Raw genomic sequence first — 22,075 nt, forward strand, 5'->3', positions numbered from 1 at the left:
CAGCCCCTGGCGCAGCGGATAACAGGCATCATAACCTATCCCGGGCGGCGCGATATACCTGCATTGCCGGCGATGCTGCCTGCGTCACGCCGCCCGGCGGCGGCGATGCGGCGGAACAGCCGCGATTAGTGTTTGATCCCCAGCGATTCCGCCAGCTGGCGGGCCAGCTGGTTCTGGTCATCGGCGCCATACTCCCAGAACATCGCTCCGGCGAGGCCTTTCGCCTTGATGTAGTCCGCTTTAATGGCCACCGAGCGCGGGTTCTCATAGGAGAGGGCGAACAGCGGCTTGCCCTCCGCGGACTGCACAGACAGCCACGGGACTTTCGCCTCATCGTCCCAGTGCTCGGTAAAGCGTTTCTGCGGATCGTTGAGCAATTTGCCCACGATATCATTGTATTTCACGTAGGTGTCTTTGCTCAGGTCATAGCCCAGCGAGGCAAACAGCGCGATCTGCTGTGGACCAAAATAGGGCTGGGTGACCGGGTTCTTTTGCGCATCCGCTTTACTCCAGTCAATCCCCGGCTCGACCGCCCGTTTCGGTACCCGGCCATAAAAACCAATCCCGAGGTTCATCTGGCTGGGTTTAAGCCCGGCGGCCAGGTAATTGTTGACCACAAAATCGGCGCTGTATTTATCCGCCGCGGCGACCGTCGGCCAGTGGTTGGAGTCATACAGGTTCGAGTTGAAGTACTGCGTGCCGTAGGCCATGTCGTAGGTCATCAGGTTGATGTAGTCGAGCGATGACGCAATCGCTTTAACGTCCACCCAGCTTTTCGGGCTTTCGGCGTTAGCGCCCACGGCGATAGTGACCAGTTTCCTGGTACCAAACGCTGCGCGCAGCTCTTTTAACAGCGCGGTAAAATTATCGCGATCGGCCGGTTGACTGGCAACCAGCCCCCAGGCGCCGTTGACCGGAAACTCCCAGTCGAGGTCAATCCCATCCAGACCATATTTTTCAACAATTTCCTGCGCAGACTGAATAAACACCTTCCGGGTTTCTTTGCTTGCCGCCGCGCCGGAGAAACCGCGCGCGCCCCAGCCGCCGACCGACAGCAGGACTTTGAGGTCCGGGTTCTGTTTACGCAGGGCCGGGAGCTTTTGCAGATCCGCCTGCACCTTCGGCGACAGCCAGATCTCGTGCAAATGAGCAGGATCCTTCAGGGCTGCGTTGGTCTCGTCTTTTTCATCGTTATAGATAAGGCCAAACGAGTAGTTGAGATGGGTGATCTGCCGGACGTCCAGCTTGTCGATATCCCCGCCCGGCCCGGCAGTGACGTCGCCGCCGCCGTTGAAATAGCCGACGGACATCAGCGGTTGGGCAGAGAGCGCGGAAGCGCAAAGCAGGGGCAAGGCTGCCAGCAAGGGCAAACGTTTCATAGTGGTTCCTCTTTGACTTAAAAAAATAACCGCGCCACGGAAATGGCGTGGCGAAAAAACAGCCTTGCCAGACTACCAGCAATAACCTGTTGAAACTGCGAGAGAGTTCAATTTATGGACGATAACGAAGCGGCAGAAGAAGCCCCGGCGCGGGCGCGCCGGGGGCGGGATCAGGCGTGGGTTTCCCGCCAGTCGTCGAGGGTATAGAGCGTGGCGCCTGCGGCGGCCATCTCCATAAACGCCTGGCTGCTGTCCTGCGGCTGAAGATTCACCCCGCGGCAGCCGTCGGTGATGACGTTGACCGCGTAGCCCAGCGCCAGGGCATCCAGCACGGTGAACTTAACGCAGTAATCGGTGGCGAGGCCGAGCACGGTCAGCTCCACGATCCCCTGACCACGCAGCCAGCCGTCCAGTTCAGTTTTCTGCCGGTGACCGTTGTCAAAAAAAGCGCTGTAGCTGTCAATGACCCGGTTTTGCCCTTTGTGGAACACGGCGGCGATGGCCTGCTGCTTGAGCAGGGGATGCAGCGCCGCGCCTTCGCTGTGCTGAACGCAGTGATCCGGCCAGAAAGTTTGCGCCAGGCCATCCAGGTCGCCCACGGTGTAGGGCTCCACCTGGTGCTGGCTGGCGAAGCTGCCGTGATCCGCCGGGTGCCAGTCCTGGCTGGCGACGATGGGCTCGCCGCGCGCCAGGCTCCAGTCGATAAGCGCATTGGCCACCTCGACGGTACTGTCGCCTTCGGGAACCGCCAGCGCGCCGCCGGCGCAGAAGTCGTTCTGCAAATCAACCAGTAACAGCGCTCGATGCGCCATACGTCCTCCTTAAGCTTCGTCAGGGGTCAGTTCGCCACGCAGATTCTGCTGCATCGCCGCGCGAATGGCGTCAACGTCCAGCTGCTGGCTCAGCAGATAGTGTAGCTTGGTCAGCGTCGCTTCCACCGTCATATCGAAACCACTGATGACTCCCGCCTGGGCGAGGGCATTGCCGGTGGCATAGCCGCCCATGTTCACTTTCCCGGACATACACTGCGTCAAGTTGACCACCACAATGCCGCGCTGGCTGGCTTCCGCCAGCACCTGAATAAACTCGCCATTCTGCGGCGCATTGCCGACGCCGTAGGAGCGAAGGATCAGCGCTTTCACCGGCTGGCGCAGGAAATTACGCACCACGTCGGCGGAGATGCCAGGGTAAATCGTCACCACGCCAATCGGCTGCGGGGTGATGGGGTGCACGATAAGCTCTCCGCAGCCCTGCGGCGCCGGCGGGGTACCGAGACGGCGGATATGGATCCCGGCCTCCAGCAGCGGCGCGAGGTTTGGCGAGGCGAAGGCGTCAAAGCCGTCGGCATGGGCTTTAGTGGTACGGTTACCGCGGAACAGCCGATTGTTGAAAAACAGCGCCACTTCGTTAATCGGATAGTTGGCGGCGACGTACAGGGCATTGAGCAGGTTGATCTGGCCGTCGGAGCGCAGCTCGGCCAGCGGGATTTGTGACCCTGTCACAATCACCGGTTTGCCGAGGTTTTCCAGCATGAACGACAGCGCAGAGGCGGTAAACGCCATGGTGTCGGTACCGTGGAGGATCACAAAGCCATCATACTCCTCGTAATGGCTGCGGATATCGTCGGCGATGTGCTGCCAGTCCTCAGGGGTCATATCGGATGAATCCATCAGCGGATGGTATTCATGGATCGTGAAGTCCGGCATCTCCGGGCGATGGAACTCAGGCATCAGCGCCAGCTGACGCTGCAGATGGCCGGAAACGGGTACATAGCCGTGTTCAGAGCGCTGCATACCGATGGTCCCACCGGTGTAGGCAACGTAAATCGATTTTTTTTGCATAGCATCGCTTAGGTTGGTCGTAGACAGGCGCAGTATAAAGAGACGGAGGAAAAAATACAGTGTTGGCCGCTCGCTTTGTGGCGGCGCTGGCAGGTGCGGAAAAAAGGCTGCCCCGGGAGACGGGGCAGCCGCTGCGTATTAACGGATGTTGGCGCAGGTCAGGCAGAAGGCATAGCGGTTCTGCGGGTCGTTAAACGCCGCCAGCTTGTCGCTTTCGGCTTTCACCGTCTCGGCTGCCGCGGCCACCGGCGCAGGCAGCCAGGCCTGAATGGCGGCCGGCAGCGAGGCGCGTACCGAACCGGTCAGGCTGTCCAGCACCATCGAGAAGAAGGTGGGCTCTTCCTGATAGTAGTTGAGGTGCCAGGTTTTCAGCTTCGCCAGCTCGGCGGCCTTGGCCACCGCGTCGTCGAAGTCGCCGAGGCTGTCGACAAGACCGTTGGCTTTGGCATCTTCCCCGGTCCAGACGTGGCCCTGGGCAATCTGGTCGATTTTCTCCGGCGTGCTCTTACGCGCGTTAGCCACCAGGGTGATAAAGCGTTGATAGCCGTTCTCAATGCTCAACTGCATCAGCTGCTGCACTTCCGGCGGCAGCGCTTTGGTGCTGGAGATATCCGCCAGCGGCGACGTGGCGACGCCGTCGGTATGGACGCCAATCGACCCAAGGGTGTTTTCCACGGTGTTGATCACCCCAAAGATGCCGATGGAGCCGGTGAGGGTGCTTGGGTTCGCGACAATGTAGTCCGCCGGCGTGGAGATCCAGTAGCCGCCGGAGGCCGCCATGCCGCCCATTGAAACGACCACCGGTTTACCCGCGGCTTTGGCTGCCGCCAGCTCTTCGCGAATGATTTCCGAGGCGGTCACGCTGCCGCCCGGGCTGTTGACGCGCAGGACGATGGCCTTAATTTTCGGGTCGAGGCGCGCATCGCGAATTTGCGCAGCGGTGGTGTCGCCGCCGACGTTGCCCGGGGTCTCCTCGCCGTCCATGATGGCGCCGTTGGCGAAGATCACCGCGATGGCGGAACCCTGGTCAGACGGTGTCTTCACGTTGTAGTCGTAATAGCTGATCGCCCGGTAATTGTTATCCGCTTTGCTCCAGCCAAACTGTTTGGTCAGCGCCTTTTCCACTTCCGTGGAGGTCGCCAGCTCATCCACCAGCTTATTGTCCAGCGCATATTTCGCCGTATCGCCGCCCACCTTACGCAGGCCATCGATAATGCCCTGGGCGCCCGGGAAGAGCTGCTGGGCGGTGATCTGCCGGTTGGCGGCGATGGTGTTGAGGTAGTTCTGCCACAGTTCGCCAATCCAGCGGCTGTCCGCTTCGCGGGCGGCAGGAGACATGTCATCGCGAATGAAAGGCTCGACGGCGGATTTATAGGTGCCGACGCGGAAGACATGGGTGGAGACTTTCAGCTTATCCAGCAGCGACTTGTAGTACAGCCCGTTGGTGGCGAAGCCGTGCAGGTCCACCTCCCCCTGCGGAGAGAGCCAGATTTTGTTGGCAAAGCTCGCCAGGTAGTACTGGCCCTGGCTGTAGCTGCTGCCGACGGCATACACCGGTTTGCCGCTGTCGCGGAATTCGCGCAGCGCTTTACCGATGTACTGCATGGAGGGCTGATCGCCGCCGACGAAGTTTTTCAGATCCAGCACAATACCGGTGATATTACGGTCATCCTTCGCCTGACGGATGGTCTGCACGATATCGAACAGAGAATTCTCCTGCAGACGGTCCGAGCTGGCGCCAAACAGCTGGCGGCCAATTACGCCGAGCTTGCTGCTGGCGGACGGTTTATCCACCACCACGCCGGTAATATCCAGCAGCAGCGCGCCGCGCGCGGCATGTTCGCTGGTGGTGCTGCTGAACTGGCTCCAGATGCCGATACACACCAGCACCAGCACCAGGAAGATCGCATTGAGGGCCAGTTTGCGAATAAAGTTGAGTATCCGCCACGTCCATTTAAAAAAGCTGGCAATCAGTCGCCAAAGGGTTCGCATGTATTCTCCCTAACGTTATCTAAAAATGGGCAGGCCGCAGGGGCCGCCGCGTCTGGCTATCCTAAAGAGTGAGCCGTCGGTTGTCAGCAGGAATCACCGACCGCGCTGTAACAAAATCCTTGTGCATGTTAATTTTATGAAAAATGACATCACAGGAGTTATACAGATGGATGCTCTCGACCTACTGCTTAATCGCCGCAGCGCTTCCCGCCTGGCGGAACCGGCCCCGGCCGGCGAACAGCTGGAAAACATTCTGCGCGCCGGGCTGCGCGCCCCGGATCATGGCGCCCTGCAGCCGTGGCGCTTTTTCATTATCGCCGATGACGGCCGCGAACGCTTTAGTCAGCTGCTGGAAAAGGGGGCCCGGGAGGCCGGCCAGGATGAGAAGGGCATAGAGAAAGCCCGCAATGCGCCGTTTCGCGCGCCGCTGATCATTACCGTAGTGGCGCGCTGTGAAGACCACCCGAAGGTGCCGCGCTGGGAGCAGGAGATGTCCGCTGGCTGCGCGGTGATGGCGATGCAGATGGCGGCCCTGGCCCAGGGATTCAACGGCATCTGGCGCAGCGGAGCATTGACCGAGAGCCCGGTGGTGCGGGCCGGCTTCGGGTGCCGCGAGCAGGATAAAATCGTCGGCTTCCTCTATCTGGGCACGCCGCAGCTGAAAGCCTCAACCACCATTGCCCTGCCGGATACCGCGCCGTTTGTGACGCGATTCTGAGTCAGCGCGTGTTACGCCGGGTGGCGGCTGCGCCTTACCCGGCCTACATTCGTGCGACCTGTCGTTAATTTTTTCACCATTGTTACTGAAACTGCCGGTGCTGGCCGCCCCCTGTGCGCTCCCTGCGCCATGCCAGACATAACGAAGAGGATATATCGGGAGCGCCATCTGCCCGGACATAACACAGGAGTGGTAGCCCTGCTAAGCGCAGCGCGAGCAGGGAAATTTACGATTGTGCCGTTATTTCGCCGGGTGGCGGCTGCGTCTTACCCGGCCTACATAACCATCCCGATATCAGACGGTTACCCCTCAATGTAGGCCCGCGCAAGCACAGCGCCGCCGGGCGATGGCAGCAGGCTCGGAGCCGCATCTATGCCGGGTGGCGGCGTGCGCCTTACCCGGCCTGCAGCCCCAAAGGTAGCCCGGATAAGGCGCGCCAGGCGCCGTATCCGGGAGTTCAACGGCGATGACGTTACTTCTGCGTTTTGGCGAATTCGTCTTTGGCTTTCTGCAACTGCTGCTGGAAGGCCGGGTTGGTGTGCAGCGTGGCGACCACCGCGGAGCCGACGATGCGCGCCGCATCGACATCGCTCTGCCAGTGATAGCCGCAGATCACCCGGCTCTCGCCGAGCTCATAGCCGCGCTTCAAAATTTCGTTCTGCCGCTGCGGGTTGATCTCTGCCAGCACCAGGGCGGTGGCCCAGCCGATGGAGGTATGCCCGGATGGGTAAGAGCCGTTTTTCGACAGCTTGTCCTGCTCGGTGGTGTTGCAGGTGGAGACACCGTAGAAGGCAAACGGGCGAATGCGCATATACTTCTCTTTCGCGCCGCGGGTCGCCAGATCGCCGGCGTCTTCAATCATATTGGTCAGCAGCTTATGGAGCTGCGGCGCGTCCTTTTCGGTGATCGGCGAGCCAAAGGCGCTGGAGAAAGCGTTAGCCACGCCGCCCGCGCTGAGGTTGGCATCCTCTGCCGCCAGCTTCCCGCGCTCGGTGTTGCGCAGCAAGCGCCCCTGCTCATACATCGCCTGATCGTTTAAGAACGCGATACTGCCCACCGCCGGCGGCGGCGGCAACAGCGCCAGGCTGTCGATGGCCTGGGCATTGGTCAGATAGTAGAGATCGGGCTTGGTGGTGACATCGTTACCGGGGGGAACCAGCGCGAAGGCGTTAACGGAGAAGAAACTGGCCAGGCAAAGGGCAAGAACACGCTTTTTCATTAGAATTTCCTTACGTCATAATCATTCCAGAGAAGACAGTCCTGGGTTGTCACATTTCTGTCATCTTTAAGTAAAAGTGAAAATGGTCGGGAAAAAATTGCCGCGTCTCGCAAAAACGGCTTTTTGTCTGCTTAATGAGCAACCATACGCGATTTCAGACTGTCGTACTTACCACCCTGACGTTTGGGCGCTAACATAGCGGGATTGCAATGACAGGAGATGTCCATGAGCGAGCAAGCCATTCGTTTAACGCAATACAGCCACGGAGCCGGTTGTGGTTGTAAAATTTCCCCGAAAGTGCTGGAAACCATCCTGCATAGCGAGCAGGCGAAGTTTGTCGACCCGAACCTGCTTGTCGGCAACGAAACCAGCGATGATGCCGCCGTTTACGATCTTGGTAATGGCACGTCAATCGTCAGCACCACCGACTTCTTTATGCCGATTGTCGATAATCCGTTCGACTTTGGCCGCATTGCCGCCACCAACGCCATCAGCGATATTTTCGCCATGGGCGGGAAACCGATTATGGCGATTGCCATTCTCGGCTGGCCGATCAACACCCTGGCGCCGGAAATCGCCCGCGACGTGGTGGAGGGCGGGCGCTTTGCCTGCCAGCAGGCCGGGATCGCGCTGGCGGGCGGCCACTCCATTGACGCTCCGGAGCCGATCTTTGGTCTGGCGGTCACCGGCGTGGTGCCCACCGAGCGCATCAAGAAAAACAGCACCGCGCAGGCGGGCTGCAAACTGTATCTCACCAAACCGCTGGGGATCGGCGTGCTGACCACCGCGGAGAAAAAATCGCTGCTCAAGCCAGAGCATCAGGGGCTGGCGACGGAGACCATGTGCCAGATGAACCTCGCCGGCGCCGCGTTTGCCGCTATCGACGGGGTGAAGGCGATGACCGACGTCACCGGCTTTGGCCTGCTCGGCCACCTCAGCGAGGTGTGCCGCGGGGCCGGCGTGCAGGCGCAACTGCGCTATGCCGATATCCCGAAACTGCCGGGGGTGGAGGAGTATATCGCCGCCGGCGCGGTGCCGGGCGGCACCGGGCGCAACTTTGCCAGCTACGGCCATTTGATGGGCGAGATGCCGACGGCGTGGCGCGATCTGCTGTGCGACCCACAGACCTCAGGCGGTCTGCTGCTGGCGGTGACCCCGGAGGCGGAGGCGGAAGTCCAGGCCGCCGCGGCGGAGTTCGGTATTAAGCTGGCCGCCATCGGCGAGCTGGTGACCGCCCGTGGCGGGCGACCGATGATCGAGATCCGTTGATTCGATGCGGTTGTTTATTGCAGAAAAACCGAGTCTCGGTCGGGCTATCGCCGATGTGTTGCCTAAACCGCACCGCAAAGGCGATGGCTATATTGAGTGCGGCAACGGGCAGGTGGTCACCTGGTGTATCGGTCACCTGCTGGAGCAGGCGCAGCCGGACGTCTATGACAGTCGCTATGCCCGCTGGAATCTCACCGACCTGCCGATTGTGCCGGAGAAATGGCAGCTGCAGCCCAAACCTTCGGTCACCAAACAGCTGAATGTGATCAAGCGCCTGCTCGGCGACGCCGAGGAGGTTATCCACGCTGGCGACCCCGACCGTGAAGGGCAACTGCTGGTGGACGAGGTCCTCGACTACCTGCAGCTGGCGCCGGAGAAGCGCCAGCAGGTGCAGCGCTGTCTGATAAACGATCTCAACCCGCAGGCGGTGGAGCGGGCGATCAACCGCCTGCGCGCCAACAGCGAGTTTGTGCCGCTTTGCGTGTCGGCGCTGGCGCGGGCGCGCGCCGACTGGCTGTACGGCATCAATATGACCCGGGCCTATACTCTGCTGGGGCGCAACGCCGGCTATCAGGGGGTGCTCTCCGTGGGGCGGGTGCAGACCCCGGTGCTCGGCCTGGTGGTGCGCCGCGATGAAGAGATTGAAAACTTCGTCGCCAAAGATTTCTTCGACGTCAAAGCGCATATCGTCACGCCGCAGGAGGAGCGCTTTGTCGCGACCTGGGTGCCGAGCGAAGCCTGCGAACCTTACCAGGATGAAGAAGGGCGCCTGCTGCATCGTCCGCTGGCCGAGCACGTGGTTAAGCGTATCGAAGGCCAGCCGGCGCTGGTGACCGGCTATAACGATAAGCGCGATTCCGAACCCGCGCCGCTGCCGTTTTCGCTGTCGGCGCTGCAGATTGAGGCGGCCAAACGTTTCGGCTTCAGCGCGCAAAACGTGCTGGATATCTGCCAGAAGCTGTATGAAACCCACAAGCTCATCACCTATCCGCGTTCGGACAGCCGCTACCTGCCGGAAGAGCATTTCGCCGGCCGCCATGCGGTGCTGAATGCGATTGCCGTCCATGCGGCGGATCTGCTGCCGCAGCCGGTGGTGGATCCGGAGATCCGCAACCGCTGCTGGGATGATAAAAAGGTCGACGCGCACCATGCGATTATCCCGACCGCCCGCAGCAGCCAGGTCAAACTCACCGATAACGAAGCGAAGGTCTACACCCTGATCGCCCGGCAGTATCTGATGCAGTTCTGCCCTGACGCGGTGTTCCGTAAATGCCAGATTGACCTTGAGATCGCCAACGGCAAATTTGTCGCTAAAGCGCGTTTTCTGGCCGAGGCGGGCTGGCGGACGCTGCTTGGCAGCAAAGAGCGCGATGAAGAGAACGACGGCACGCCGCTGCCGGTGGTGGCCAAAGGCGATGAACTGCTGTGCGAGAGGGGCGAGGTGGTGGAGCGCCAGACGCAGCCGCCGCGCCACTTTACCGACGCCACGCTGCTGTCGGCGATGACCGGGATTGCCCGCTTCGTGCAGGATAAAGATCTGAAGAAGATCCTCCGCGCCACCGACGGCCTCGGCACCGAAGCAACCCGCGCCGGGATTATCGAACTGCTGTTTAAGCGCGGTTTCCTGAGCAAAAAGGGGCGCTATATTCACTCCTCGGAGGCCGGAAGGGCGCTGATTCATTCCCTGCCGGAGATGGCCGGGCGACCGGACATGACCGCCCACTGGGAGTCGGTATTGACGCAAATCAGCGAGAAACAGTGCCGCTATCAGGACTTTATGCAGCCGCTGGTGGGGACGCTGTATCAGCTGATCGAGCAGGCGCGCAGCACGCCGGTGCGCCAGTTCCGCGGTCTGGTGGCGCCTGGCGGGGCGAAAAAATCCTTCAGTAAGGGCAAAGGCAAAGCGAAAGGCAAAAAAGCAGCAGACGATGCCGCGCCACCGCCGCAATAACCCGCCCGGCGGCCGCGAGGATGCGATTCCCCGCGGCCGCCGTTTCTCCCCCCGCCAGGTCAATGGTCTACACTAAACAGCCGGGAAGGGGTTGACGACCCCCTCACAACAGGGATGCCCATTGCCCTTCCCGATGCCGTTGCTCATTTCTCTCCCAGGCGATAAGGAGGACCCGTGAAATATATCGCTATCAGCCAACCGGGCGGCCCGGAAGTATTGCAGATCCGCGAAGGTGAGATCCCCACCGTCGGGGAGCATGAGGTGCTCATCGAAGTGAAAGCGGCGGGCGTCAACCGGCCGGATATTCTGCAGCGCCAGGGGCTGTATCCCATGCCTGAGGGCGTCACCCCCGTGCCCGGCCTCGAGGTGGCGGGCGTGGTCGTGAAGGTCGGCGCGCAGGTCACAACCTTTGCCCCCGGGGATCGCGTCTGCGCGCTGACCAACGGCGGCGGGTATGCCGAATACTGCGCCGTCCCGGCAGGCCAGACGCTGCCGATCCCGGCGGGCCTCAGCTTTAGCGAAGCGGCCGCCATTCCGGAAACCTTCTTCACCGTGTGGGCGAACGTTTTCCAGCTCGGTAAGCTGCAGTCCGGCGAGAGCATTCTGATCCACGGCGGCGCCAGCGGGATTGGCACCACCGCGGTCCTGCTGTGTCACGCGCTGGGGATGAGCGTCTATGCCACCGTCGGCCAGGACGAAAAAATTGCCGCGCTGCGACCCTACGCCACGGCGATCAACTACAAAACCGAAGATTTCGCAGAGAAAATTCACCAACTGACCAACGATGAAGGGGTGGATGTCATTCTGGATATCGTGGGCGGCCCTTACTTTAACCGCAACCTGGGGCTACTGAAAAAGGACGGACGGCTGGTGATCATCGGCTTTATGGGCGGGCGAATCGCTCATGAGGTGGATATTCAGACCCTGATGCTCAAGCGGGCCACCGTCACCGGCTCCACCATGCGCGGCCGGACGGCGGCGGAGAAACAGGAGATTGCCGAGGCGCTGCGGCGCCACGTCTGGCCGCTGCTTGAGGCAGGGAAATGCAAGCCGATGATCTACGCCAGCTACCCGATGGCGGAGATTGCCGAGGCGCATGCCTGTCTGGACAGTGGTCAGCATCTGGGGAAAGTGGTGATCACGATGACGTCGTGAGACGCCTCCCGGCGGGCAGCCGCCGGGAGGGCGTCAGGGGAGGTTAAATCACGCCCTGGGCCAGCATGGCATCCGCCACCTTCACGAAACCGGCGATATTGGCGCCGCGCACGTAGTTGGTCTGCTTCGCTTCACCGCCGTACTGCACGCAGGCGTGGTGGATATCCAGCATAATGTGATGCAGGCGAGCATCCACTTTTTCCGCTTTCCAGCCCATGCGCGCGGCGTTCTGCGCCATCTCCAGACCGGACGTCGCCACGCCGCCGGCGTTGGCCGCTTTGCCCGGGGCAAACAGCACGCCAGCTTCAAGGAACAGATCGGTCGCGGCGATGGTGGTCGGCATGTTGGCGCCTTCCGCCACGGCCTTCACGCCGTTGGCAATCAGCTGGCGGGCGGCATCGACGTCCAGTTCGTTCTGAGTGGCGCAAGGCAAGGCGATATCCACTGGCACTGACCATGGCTGCTGGCCTTCGAGATAGGTGAGGCCAAACTCGCGGGCGTAGTCGGCCACCCGGCCGTGGGCACGCTCTTTGATGTCGATCAGGCGGGCCAGTTTTTCTTTGGTGAAGCCCGCCTCGTCAACGACGGTGCCGTTGGAGTCGGAGGCGGTGACCACCCGCGCGCCAAGCTCCATCGCTTTCTCAATGGCGTATTGCGCGACGTTGCCGGAGCCGGAGACCGCCACGCGAGCGCCTTCGAAGCCGAGGCCGTGACGTTTGAGCATTGCTTCGGTGAAGTAGATCAGGCCGTAACCGGTGGCTTCCGGACGGATCAGGCTGCCGCCGAAGGAGAGGCCTTTACCGGTGAAGACGCAGGCGCTGTTGTTAGAGAGTTTGCGCATCATGCCGGCCATAAAGCCGACCTCGCGGCCGCCGACGCCGATATCGCCTGCCGGTACGTCGGTATCCGGGCCAAGATGGCGATAGAGCTCGGTCATCAGCGCCTGGCAGAAGCGCATTACTTCGCCATCGCTCTTGCCTTTAGGATCGAAATCGCTGCCGCCTTTCCCGCCGCCCATCGGCAGGGTGGTCAGGGCGTTTTTGAAGGTCTGCTCGAAGCCAAGGAATTTGAGAATCGACAGATTCACCGACGGATGGAAGCGCATCCCGCCCTTATACGGGCCGATGGCCGAGTTGAACTGCACGCGCCACGCGCGGTTGACCTGGACCTGATTGCGGTCGTCCACCCACACCACGCGGAACTGGATCACGCGCTCCGGTTCCACCAGACGTTCCAGCAAAGCAAGCTGACGATAGCGCGGATTTTCCTCAAGGAAAGGCCACAGGGTGGTCATGACCTCCCGGACGGCTTGAGCAAATTCGGTTTGATGAGGATCGCGCTGTTGAACGCGGGCGAGAAAGCCTTCCAGAGTGCACGTCTGCTCCATAGATATAAGTTCCCCTTATGGTTGTGGTTGCGTGTATTTATTATGATTCGGTCCTTGAAAAAACCGATTTTCCGACTATAACACCGCTAATCCTTAGGCAAGCAAGGAAAAATTAAGCCGTCAGCAAAATTTATAATTGCCCGCCCGTCATAACTAAAAACGATGACGAGGCGGCGAGCGGATCAGCGGGGAGAAAGGGACGGGCGCTGGGCGATAAAGGCATGCAGGAGGGGGATATCGGCCGGGGCGAGATCGAGGGTTAGGGCGTCGGCAGGAAGGCACCAGCGCAGCTGGCTGTGATAGTGGGCCAGCGGCGCGCCCTGAAAGTTCGGTACCCACCAGGCGTGCAGATGGATCTGGCGACCGGAGACTTCCCGCTGATGGCTGGCGATATAGCATGCCGGGTGGGCGATGATGCCCATCTCCTCCCGCAGCTCCCGGGCCAGCGCCTGCGGCTGGCTTTCACCCGACTCCACTTTGCCGCCGGCGAATTCCCACATTCCCGGCTGGTCGGCGTGGGGCGGGCGCTGCGCCAGCAGAATTTTGTCATCCTGTTCAATAATGGCGGCGACAACTTCAATCATTTTTAGCATAAGCATCAACGTTAATAAGACCAAACTGGCCTATTATCACCGCCATAGACCTTTACTGACAACCGCCAACTCTGCTGGAGACCCCTGTGCTTGATAGCCACTTGCATCCTCGCCTCAAACCTCTGCTTAACGCTGCCGCCGGCGCGCTTGACCGCCCGGGTATTTCGCCAGACGGGCTGACGCTGCTCGGTTTTGCCATCGGCGCGCTGGCTCTGCCATTTCTGGCATTAGGGTGGTATGGCGCGGCGCTGGCGGCCATTCTTCTCAACCGCCTGCTGGACGGCCTGGACGGCGCCCTGGCGCGGCGGCGCGGGCTTAGCGACGCCGGCGGTTTTCTCGATATCTCACTGGATTTTCTCTTCTATGCCCTGGTGCCGTTCGGTTTTATCCTGGCGGATCCGCAAAATAACGCCCTGGCGGGCGGCTGGCTGCTGTTTGCCTTTATCGGCACCGGCAGCAGCTTTCTCGCCTTTGCCGCGCTGGCGGCAAAGCACCAGATCGCCAATCCCGGCTATGCCCATAAATCGCTGCACTATCTCGGGGGGCTGACGGAGGGGACGGAGACTATCCTGCTGTTTGTCCTCAGCTGCTTGTTTCCGGCGCATTTCGCCTGGCTGGCGTGGCTGTTTGGCGCGCTATGCTGGCTGACGACGGCGACGCGTATCGCCAGCGGCTACCGGACCTTAAAGCGGGTGGCGTGAGCGGAAAATCGCGCGTCGCCGGCAGGGGGCGACGCGCGCGGGTGGGACGCGTTACTGACTGCTTTCCGGGCCGCGTTCTCCGCGGGCGACCGGGTTGTGCGGGTTGCTGCTCCATTCGTACCAGCCGCCGTCATAGACGGCGACGTGCGGCCAGCCCATGGCCCGGGCATACATGAAGGTTTCCGAGGCCCGCCAGCCGGTCCCGCAATAGAACGCCACCTGCTGGTCAGGCAGGATGTTCCACTGGCGCCACAGGGCGGCGATATCGTCGGCGCTGCGCATGGTGCCGTCCGGGTTATGGAAGTCTTCCATGTGCGTGGAGTCGCTTCCGGCATGGCCCCAGCGGGCGCCGGCGATGTCGCCCTTCGGTTTGATATAGCTGTAGCCGCTGGTGGTGCCGATAAACTCCGGCCACGAGCGGACGCTGACCAGCGAGGCGTCCTGGCGGTGCAGCAGACCGCGGGCCTGCCCGGTATCCAGCATCAGCTGCGGCTGGCCGGGGATCGGCGCGCCAAAATCCGGCGCCGGCTGCGGCGTCGGCGGCATGCCGCGCGCCACCGGCAGACCAGCGTCGGACCAGGTCTGCCAGCCGCCGTCCAGCAGGCGCACGTCTTTGACGCCGGCGTACAGCATGATCTGCGCCACCCGCGCCGCGGCGTAGACGTCGCGACCGTAGAGGATCACCGTGGTGTCATGGCGGATGCCGTGCTTCGCCAGCATCGCCTTCAGCTGCGCATCGGAGACTTTATTCCACAGCGGTTCGCTCTCCACCTCATTGGTGTCGATATAGCCCGCGCCCGGGATATGGCTCAGCAGATAGAGCTTCGGCGCTCCCCAGGCGGCCTCAAACACCTTCCAGTCGCCGGCCGGGGCGGCAGCCACGCTTTTCCCTTGCTGCAGATCGTGCAGCCACTGCGGGTAGACCAGCTGTTCAAAGTGCGGCAGCTTTTGCAGACGGTCGCCCTGGCTCAGAGCGTCGCTCAGGACGTTGAGCCGGGTGAAGCCCGCTTGTTTCAGTCGCGCCGCGACGCTGGCGTTATCCTCAGGACTGCCGTACAGCGCGATGGGGGTATCGGGCTGGAGCTGGTGCTGTTTAGCCCAGCTGTCGAGCTGCTCGTCGCTCATGGCGCCGAGCCAGCGGGCGGAAAGGTTCAGCGCCTGCGGCTCATGACCTTCCGGGCCGTTGACGTGCTGCGGCCAGCCGTTGTAATAAGCGCTCAGGCGGGTGTCGATGGCCACGCCGTGCTGCTGTTGCAGGTGGGAGAGGGTGAGCGCTGGCATGGTTTCAGCGGCGCAGGTGGTGGTAGCAGCAAGCCCCATGAGCAGGGCGAGTGCGGTCAATTGAGAAACACGTTTCATCGAAATGCCCGACGGTAAAAAGTGGAGGGCGTATTCTCCGCTTGCCAGGCGTTGATTTCTTTGCGGTAACGCAGGTTTGCACGCTATTGCGCTTCATTGCCAGCGCTCCATCGCCAGGCAGCGCCCCGTCGGCGGACAGTCCTCGCGATCGTGGGTCACCAGGATCGCCGGAATGGCCTGGCGGGCCAGTTCCTCAAATACCCAGCGGCGGAACGCGGCGCGCAGGGTGGCATCCAGGCGGCTGAAGGGCTCATCCAGCAGCAGCGCCTCGGGGCGCGCCAGCAGGGCGCGCAGCAGACTCACCCGCGCCCGCTGTCCGCCGGAGAGCGTGGCCGGGTCGCGCGCGGCGAAGCCATGCAGCCCGGCGCGACTGAGCGCCTGCTCCACCGCGGCTTTTCGCGCCTCGCCGCGCACGCTTTCCGGTAGCGCCAGCTGTAAATTTTGCCCGACGCTGAAATGGTCGAACAGCAACGGGTCCTGAAACAGGATGCCGATGCGCCGGCGCTCCGTCGGCAGCGTATCGCAGCGCCGATCGTTGAGCCACAGCTCGCCCTCGGCGCGGAAGTCGCCGGCCAGAGCGCCAATCATCCATGCAAACAGCGTCGATTTTCCGCTGCCGGAAGGGCCCATCAGCGTCAGCACTTCACCCGGGGCCACCGAGAAGGCGACCTCCCGCAGCAGCGGCTGACGTTTCACGCTCAGAGTCAGATGGTTTACGGTTAGCACTAGCGAAGTCCTCGTCGATAGCGGCCCGCCAGCCAGGCCAGCAGGGACGTCAGGGTAAAGCATACCGCCGGCAGCAGTAATTGCCACAGCGCCTGGGCGGCGAGCGTCTGCGCCTCGCCGCCGCTGCTGAGCGCCACCGCCTGGCTGGTAAGCGTCGGGATACGGCCTGCCCCCAGCCATAGCGTTGGCAGATACTGCGCAATGCTCACCGAGAAACCCACCGCCAGGGCGGTTAGCAGCGGGCGGGTCAGCGAGGGCAGGGTCAGCAGCCAGAAAATACGCGTGGGATCCCAGCCGAGCGTGCGGGCGATCACCGCCATCCGCGGATCGCGCTGGCGCCAGGCCGGGCGCAAAATAAACAGCATCCACGGCACCACCCACAGCAGATGGCCCCACAGGACGGTCCACCATTCGCCGTCTAGCCAGGCGTACAGCGCCAGCCGGTACTGGCCGTCGGCCAGCGGCAGGGCCGGCAGCACCAGCGGCAGCCAGACCCAGCCATCTCCCCGCGCCGGGCCGCAGGCCAGCCACAGCAGGCAGACGGCCGCGCCGAGGGCGCAGGCCGCCAGCGCCAGACCAAGGCTGTTAATCAATGCCTCGATCTGCGGCGGCGCCGAGCGCGCCAGCCCCGCCAGCAATAGCGCGCACAGCAGGCCGCTCAGCGGCAGGGCACTCGCCAGCAGGCGGCCGGGCAGGGCGTGGGGATGGGGATGCCGAAAGCCGCGCAGATCGGGCAGGCGTCGACGCTGTAGCCGCCATCCGCCCCAGGCGACCAGCGCCAGCCCGCCGAGGATCGCCAGCAGCAGCAGGCTGGCCAGCGCCCCTTTCGCCTGCTGCAGGTCATCGCCCTGGCTTAACCACTGCCACGCCAGCACGGCGAGGGTGGGTGGATTGCCGGGCCCCAGCACCAGGGCGACTTCTACCGTCGACAGGCTCCAGGCCGCGGCGGCCAGCAGCACCATGCCGAGGGCGGGCAGCAGCCCAGGCAGCACCAGCCAGCGCAGGCACTGCCAGCGGCCGTAGCCGAGGCTCTTTAGCGCTGTCGCCTGGTCGGCGAGGCGCGCCTCCCCCAGCAGGCCGTAGATCACCCACAGCACAAAGGCGCTCTCTTTCAGGGCCATCGTCAGGCCAAGCCCGATGCCGTACCGGTCGACCGGCGGCGTCAAAAACGGCAGCCGCTGCCAGATCCAGCCGCCTTCGGCGAACAGCAGCAGCGCCGCCGTCGCCAGGGCAAGATGGGGCACCGCCAGCAGCAAGGGCAGGCGGGAAGCCAGTCGCCGCCAGCGGGCCGAAGGCCAGAGGGCGGCGACGATGGTCAGGGCGATCAGTAACGCGCCGCCGACGGACAGCAGCGTGGAAACAAGGGTGGCGGCCAGCGCCTGGCCCAGCTGCGGGTCGGCGAACAGCGCCCGCCAGTGGACCGGGAAGAGCGCCGGCCACACCAGCCCTGCGGCGGCGGGGAATAAGGGCAGATAGATTGCCGCCATCGTCCCCCAGGCCAGCAGAATCAGTGGGTACCGTAGCGGCGCAGCCATTCCTGCTCCAGTGCGTCAACCCACGCCGCGTGCGGCTCGGCAAGCACCGGCGGCAGATCCTGCGGCAGGGTGGCCGCCAGCGCCTGGCGCTGCTTGTCAGGTAGACGCTGCGGGTCCAGGACGCTTGGATCGCCCCAGACGGCGGCATCCGCCTTGCGCAATTGCGCCTCAGGGGAGAGCAGGAAATTGGCCACCACTTTGGCGGCGGCGACGGCGCGCGCGTTGGCCGGAATAGTCACGAAATGGACGTTGCCGAGGGTCCCTCCGGTAAAGCCGAAGCTGTAGCTGTCCGCCGGTAACTCCCCGCTGGCGGCCTTCTGCCGGGCATGGAGCGGATTAAACGTCAGCGACAGGCGGAGGGTGCCCTGGTTGAGCATGGCGTCCATCCGCGCCGGCGACGCCGGGAAATCCTTGCCCGCCCGCCACAGCGCCGGGTGCAGCGTATCGAGATAGCGCCACAGCGGGGCGGTGACCGCCGCGAAAGTCGCCGTCTGGGGCGGCTGGCGCAGGGCGGCAGGCTGGTCGGTGAGGGCGATCAGCAGTTGCTCCAGCAGGGCGGTACCGGTGAAGTCCGGTGGCCGCGGGTAGGTTACGCTGCCCGGATGGGCTCTGGCGAAGGCCAGCAGCGCCTGCGGGCTGGTGGGAGGCTGCGGGGTTTGTTCGCGGCGGGCGATAAACGTCAGCTGGGCGCTGCCCCACGGCGACTCGGCGCCCTCGGTGGCGACAGAAAAATCTTCCTGAACCGGCTTTTGCCGATCGACATAGCGCCAGTTGGGCAGCGATTCGGCCCAGCCGGTGAGCAGCAGGTTGGCCTGTTTTAGGGTGTGAAAGTTTTCGCCGTTGATCCACAGTAAATCCACCGAACCGCCGCGGCGACGGCCAGCCTGCGCCTCAGTCTGGATGCGTTTCACCGCGTCGGCGGCGTCGGCGATGGGGACAATACGCAGGTCGATCGCGTAGTGGCGTTTGACCTCCTCGCTGACCCACGCCAGATAGCGGTTGACGGCCGGGTCGCCGCCCCAGGCGTTAAACCAGACGGTCTGGCCACGGGCTTCCGTCTGGGTCTGCCGCCAGCTGTCGTCGGCATTCACCACCAGCGGCCAGAGCAGCAGCAGGTACAGACAGAGGCTGAAATCACGCAAACGGCGCATCGTTACTCCTTATTGTGCGGGGAAGAGGGGGGGATCTTGCACAGCCCCTGGGCCGGGATCGCCATCGCGGCGTTGAACCTCGCTGATAAATTTTGCAGGCCAATCAGGGCGGTCAGCTCGGTGAGCGCCCGGGCGTCAAAATGCGCCGTCATCGCGCTGCGCAGGGCATCATCCACCTCCGGCGGCGTCTGACTGGCGGCTTCGGCATAGGTCAGCGCCAGACGCTCTTGCTCGCTAAACAGCGTACTGTTGCGCCAGTCGGCGACCGCCAGCAGTTTGTCGCGACCTCCGCTCCGCGCCGCGAGGGTCATGCTGGTGATATCGATGCAGAATTCGCAGTGGCACAGCTGGGCGATGCGGGCGCTGACCAGCGAGCGCAGCACCGGATCCAGCGGCGAGCGGCGGCGTTCAATATAGCCCACGAACAGCGAGACCAGGTAAAACAGCCACGGGATCCGTCCCCACCAGCGAATGGGGCTCAGCACCTGGCCGTAATGACGACGGTGCAGCCAGGCCTGCGGACGAAGGATCAGGGGGACAGTATCCAGCGGGGGTAAGCTCATGGCGACGATCTCTTATGACGTTCACGGTACATATTTTTGGCGATGGAGATGACCACCGCCAGGGCAAAAAGCAGCGAAAGGCCAGTGGCCAGCCAGAAGGCGCCTCCGGTCAGCAGGCTCCCGGCCCAGGAATAGACGATGGTCGCCGGCAGCTGTCCCACGCCGGTGGCCAGCATAAAGGGCCAGAAGCGCAGCGAAGTCAGTCCGGCGGCATAGCTGACCGGATCAAAAGGGACAAACGGCAGCAGGCGACAGACCAGGATCGTCTGCGGGCCAAAGCGGGCAAAATAGCCGTCGACGCTGCGCAGCACCGTGCGGCCGGTGAGTTTCTCCACCACCTCGCGCCCCAGCGCTCTGGCGATGCAGAAACAGAGCCCGGCGCCGACCATGGCGCTGAACCACGACAGCGCGCCGCCCCAGAAGGCGCCGAACAGCGCGGCGTTCGCCAGGGTGATCAGGAAGGCCGGCAGCGGGGCGACGATCGCCTGGAGGATCATCAGCGCAAAAGAGACCAGCGCCGCCTGCGCCCCCCAGGCGGCGATAAAGTCTTTAACATGCTGGGGATCCAGCGACGCTAGCGCCGTCAGGCTGTGCTGCAGAAAGGCTCGCCCGCCGGGGAACCACAGCCAGGCGGCCAGAGCGGCAACGGCCACCACGGCGAGGGCCAGCCGGGCGCGGCGCAGGTGACGGCGATCAGGTCGGGTCATGGCGCACCTCCTCGCCGGGCGTTGCCACACGGCGGGCGCGGGCAAACCGTTTGCCCATCTGCACCAGGGCAAACAGCAGCCCGCCGGCGAGGCTCAGCTTGAGCGCGAAGGCGAAGGTCGCCCCCTCGCGAGCCAGTTCGCTGGCCATCACCGAATAGATCACCAGGCCCGGCAGGGTGGTCACGGCGGAGATCAGGGTAAAAGGCCAGAAGGGGATCGCCGTCAGGCCGTAGGCGTAATTCTGAATGTTGTAGGGAAAGAGCGGCACCAGGCGGGTGAGGATCAGAAAATCGCTGCCGCTGCGGGCGATACCGCGCTCAATGGCCTGGAAGACGGCGGTATGGCCCACATAGCGCTGCAGCAGATCGCGCCCAAGCCAGCGGGCGATCAAAAACGACAGCGAAGAGGCGACAGTGGCGGCGGCAAACGAGAGCAGAGAGCCGGTCAGCGGGCCGAAGAGCATCCCGCCGGCGATCACCAGCAGGCTGCCGGGGATCAGGCACAGGGTGGCAATGATAAACAGCGCTGCATAGACCAGATAGCCCCAGGCGCCCTGATGGCGCAGGGTCTCCTGCAGCAGATGCAGGTGAGTCAGCAGATCGTGGAGACCGACGCGGTGGCTGATAACGGCCAGCGTGGCCGCCAGCGCGATGAGTCCCAGCCCTTTACCAATGGCCGGATGATGGCTTCTTTTTCATGAAGGGGTCTCCTGTACAGCCTGGACGCGGTGGACATTAAAAAGTGCGCGCGACAGTATCCTGTTCAGACGACGGCCACAATGGTTTACCGTCGCTTTGTTGATTTTGCTCAGGAAATTCTGCCCCCCGCGCGGCGGGAGGCAGGTCAGGACGTGGCTTACGGCCGGAAGGTGGCCCACACCGGCGCGTGGTCGGACGGTTTTTCCATCCCGCGGATCTCATAATCGATTCCGGTCTCCACGCAGCGCTGGGCCAGAGGCTGGCTGGCCAGCAGCAGGTCGATGCGCAGCCCGCGGTTATCGTCGAAGCCTTTGGAGCGGTAATCAAACCACGAGAAGTGCTCCTGATTGTCCGGGTTAGCCTGACGCCAGGTATCCACCAGGCCCCAGCCCAGCAGGCGGTCCATCCATTCCCGCTCTTCCGGCAGGAAGGAACATTTGCCGGTGCGCAGCCAGCGTTTGCGGTTCTCTTCACCGATACCGATGTCGAGATCGGTAGGGCTGATGTTCATATCGCCCATGATCAGCACCGGATTCTCTTTATTGAGCTCGGTCTCCAGGTAGTTCTGCAGATTCTGATAGAACGCCGCTTTGGCCGGGAATTTGGTCTCATGATCGCGGCTTTCACCTTGCGGGAAATAACCATTAATCACCGTAACGTTACCGAACGGCGACGGGATCTCGGCCATGATGATGCGGCGCTGAGCCTCTTCGCCATCGTCCGGGAAACCGCGGCGGACGGCAATCGGCGTCTCTTTGGTCAGCAGAGCGACGCCATAATGGCCTTTCTGGCCGTGATAAAAGACGTTATAGCCGAGTCTGGCGACCTCTTCGAGAGGGAACATATCGTCGTGAACTTTGGTTTCCTGCAGGCCAATCACGTCCGGCTGGTGCTTTTCGACGATGGCGGCCAGTTGGTGTGGGCGGGCGCGCAGGCCGTTGATATTAAAAGAGACGAATTTCATAGTCGCTGCCACTGTGCAAGGTGAATAGTGCAGGGATGGTAGCAGAAATTCGCCAGGCTGGCTGCCATCCGATGCGTCATTCTGCCAATCGCTGCGCATGAGCGTGCCGTGGGTGCCCCTTTTGCGGGCACGCCGCGCCAAAAAAGGGCAAATAGCTACGATAAATT

21 protein-coding genes are annotated in these 22,075 nt (G+C 62.8%); 6 read left to right on the forward strand and 15 right to left on the reverse strand.

The window, feature by feature from the left end:
- Window positions 1–125: 125 nt before the first annotated feature.
- From QLG03_RS03125 to sppA, 4 genes are all read right to left on the reverse strand, one after another.
- Window positions 126–1,379, reverse strand: coding sequence for a glycoside hydrolase family 18 protein (locus tag QLG03_RS03125; protein WP_255987249.1), 1,254 nt, complete (start codon window positions 1,377–1,379; stop codon window positions 126–128).
- Between the two features lie 170 nt (window positions 1,380–1,549).
- The gene (gene pncA / locus QLG03_RS03130) at window positions 1,550–2,191 is read right to left on the reverse strand and encodes a bifunctional nicotinamidase/pyrazinamidase (protein WP_004203790.1); all 642 of its coding nucleotides are present in this window, start codon (window positions 2,189–2,191) and stop codon (window positions 1,550–1,552) included.
- A gap of 9 nt (window positions 2,192–2,200) precedes the next feature.
- A complete protein-coding gene (gene ansA / locus QLG03_RS03135) occupies window positions 2,201–3,220 on the reverse strand; it encodes an asparaginase (RefSeq protein ID WP_032452508.1) in 1,020 nt (339 codons plus the stop codon).
- 138 nt (window positions 3,221–3,358) lie between these two features.
- A complete protein-coding gene (gene sppA, locus QLG03_RS03140) occupies window positions 3,359–5,212 on the reverse strand; it encodes a signal peptide peptidase SppA (RefSeq protein ID WP_004203792.1) in 1,854 nt (617 codons plus the stop codon).
- 166 nt (window positions 5,213–5,378) lie between these two features.
- Between sppA and QLG03_RS03145 the strand changes: the two genes are divergently transcribed.
- Entirely contained in the window at window positions 5,379–5,930 is a 552-nt protein-coding gene (locus QLG03_RS03145) for an NAD(P)H nitroreductase (RefSeq protein ID WP_023289278.1), read from the forward strand.
- Between the two features lie 472 nt (window positions 5,931–6,402).
- On the opposite strand, the gene phoC is transcribed toward QLG03_RS03145, so the two are convergent.
- A complete protein-coding gene (gene phoC, locus QLG03_RS03150) occupies window positions 6,403–7,149 on the reverse strand; it encodes an acid phosphatase PhoC (RefSeq protein ID WP_008807621.1) in 747 nt (248 codons plus the stop codon).
- A gap of 225 nt (window positions 7,150–7,374) precedes the next feature.
- Between phoC and selD the strand changes: the two genes are divergently transcribed.
- The 3 genes from selD to QLG03_RS03165 all read left to right on the forward strand — a co-directional run bounded on the left by selD (window position 7,375) and on the right by QLG03_RS03165 (window position 11,524).
- Entirely contained in the window at window positions 7,375–8,418 is a 1,044-nt protein-coding gene (selD, locus tag QLG03_RS03155) for a selenide, water dikinase SelD (protein WP_044522394.1), read from the forward strand.
- Between the two features lie 4 nt (window positions 8,419–8,422).
- Window positions 8,423–10,369: a DNA topoisomerase III gene (locus QLG03_RS03160; RefSeq protein ID WP_023289280.1), complete on the forward strand. Its 1,947-nt coding sequence runs from the start codon at window positions 8,423–8,425 to the stop codon at window positions 10,367–10,369.
- Window positions 10,370–10,543: 174 nt separating this feature from the next.
- On the forward strand, window positions 10,544–11,524 hold the full coding sequence (locus QLG03_RS03165; RefSeq protein ID WP_032452513.1) for an NAD(P)H-quinone oxidoreductase: 981 nt from the start codon (window positions 10,544–10,546) through the stop codon (window positions 11,522–11,524).
- A gap of 43 nt (window positions 11,525–11,567) precedes the next feature.
- On the opposite strand, the gene gdhA is transcribed toward QLG03_RS03165, so the two are convergent.
- Both gdhA and QLG03_RS03175 read right to left on the reverse strand, forming a co-directional pair.
- Entirely contained in the window at window positions 11,568–12,911 is a 1,344-nt protein-coding gene (gene gdhA, locus QLG03_RS03170; protein WP_255987250.1) for an NADP-specific glutamate dehydrogenase, read from the reverse strand.
- A gap of 182 nt (window positions 12,912–13,093) precedes the next feature.
- Complete coding sequence (locus QLG03_RS03175; RefSeq protein ID WP_255987251.1) at window positions 13,094–13,504, reverse strand: pyrimidine (deoxy)nucleoside triphosphate diphosphatase; 411 nt, start codon at window positions 13,502–13,504, stop codon at window positions 13,094–13,096.
- Between the two features lie 86 nt (window positions 13,505–13,590).
- On the opposite strand from QLG03_RS03175, the gene QLG03_RS03180 reads away from it, so the two are divergent.
- Window positions 13,591–14,205 (forward strand): CDP-alcohol phosphatidyltransferase family protein, encoded by a 615-nt coding sequence (locus tag QLG03_RS03180; protein ID WP_032452514.1) that lies wholly within the window; start codon window positions 13,591–13,593, stop codon window positions 14,203–14,205.
- 51 nt (window positions 14,206–14,256) lie between these two features.
- Here the strand turns inward: QLG03_RS03180 and QLG03_RS03185 are convergent, their stop codons facing one another.
- The 7 genes from QLG03_RS03185 to QLG03_RS03215 form a co-directional block, all read right to left on the reverse strand.
- On the reverse strand, window positions 14,257–15,564 hold the full coding sequence (locus tag QLG03_RS03185) for a sulfurtransferase (RefSeq protein WP_023289285.1): 1,308 nt from the start codon (window positions 15,562–15,564) through the stop codon (window positions 14,257–14,259).
- Between the two features lie 93 nt (window positions 15,565–15,657).
- Complete coding sequence (locus QLG03_RS03190; protein WP_048334784.1) at window positions 15,658–16,290, reverse strand: ATP-binding cassette domain-containing protein; 633 nt, start codon at window positions 16,288–16,290, stop codon at window positions 15,658–15,660.
- Window positions 16,290–17,825 carry an ABC transporter permease subunit gene (locus tag QLG03_RS03195; RefSeq protein WP_178944400.1) on the reverse strand — a complete coding sequence of 512 codons (1,536 nt, stop codon included), beginning with the start codon at window positions 17,823–17,825 and terminating at the stop codon, window positions 16,290–16,292. The genes QLG03_RS03190 and QLG03_RS03195 overlap by 1 nt, the downstream gene beginning before the upstream one ends.
- Complete coding sequence (locus QLG03_RS03200; RefSeq protein WP_023289288.1) at window positions 17,798–18,976, reverse strand: ABC transporter substrate-binding protein; 1,179 nt, start codon at window positions 18,974–18,976, stop codon at window positions 17,798–17,800. Before QLG03_RS03200 ends, QLG03_RS03195 begins: the two co-directional genes overlap by 28 nt.
- A 2-nt stretch (window positions 18,977–18,978) precedes the next feature.
- Window positions 18,979–19,539 carry a carboxymuconolactone decarboxylase family protein gene (locus tag QLG03_RS03205; RefSeq protein WP_023289289.1) on the reverse strand — a complete coding sequence of 187 codons (561 nt, stop codon included), beginning with the start codon at window positions 19,537–19,539 and terminating at the stop codon, window positions 18,979–18,981.
- A complete protein-coding gene (locus QLG03_RS03210) occupies window positions 19,536–20,246 on the reverse strand; it encodes a TVP38/TMEM64 family protein (protein WP_048334785.1) in 711 nt (236 codons plus the stop codon). Before QLG03_RS03210 ends, QLG03_RS03205 begins: the two co-directional genes overlap by 4 nt.
- A complete protein-coding gene (locus QLG03_RS03215; RefSeq protein WP_225319979.1) occupies window positions 20,233–20,871 on the reverse strand; it encodes a TVP38/TMEM64 family protein in 639 nt (212 codons plus the stop codon). The genes QLG03_RS03210 and QLG03_RS03215 overlap by 14 nt, the downstream gene beginning before the upstream one ends.
- On the opposite strand from QLG03_RS03215, the gene QLG03_RS03220 reads away from it, so the two are divergent.
- The gene (locus QLG03_RS03220) at window positions 20,803–20,946 is read left to right on the forward strand and encodes a hypothetical protein (protein ID WP_023289292.1); all 144 of its coding nucleotides are present in this window, start codon (window positions 20,803–20,805) and stop codon (window positions 20,944–20,946) included. The two genes, QLG03_RS03215 and QLG03_RS03220, sit on opposite strands and share 69 nt — an antisense overlap.
- Window positions 20,947–21,101: 155 nt before the next feature.
- On the opposite strand, the gene xthA is transcribed toward QLG03_RS03220, so the two are convergent.
- Window positions 21,102–21,908: an exodeoxyribonuclease III gene (gene xthA, locus QLG03_RS03225; RefSeq protein ID WP_023289293.1), complete on the reverse strand. Its 807-nt coding sequence runs from the start codon at window positions 21,906–21,908 to the stop codon at window positions 21,102–21,104.
- Window positions 21,909–22,075 lie beyond the last annotated feature (167 nt).

The organism is Klebsiella sp. V115_8, from assembly GCF_029967715.1.
GTDB classification, from domain to species: domain Bacteria; phylum Pseudomonadota; class Gammaproteobacteria; order Enterobacterales; family Enterobacteriaceae; genus Klebsiella; species Klebsiella quasipneumoniae.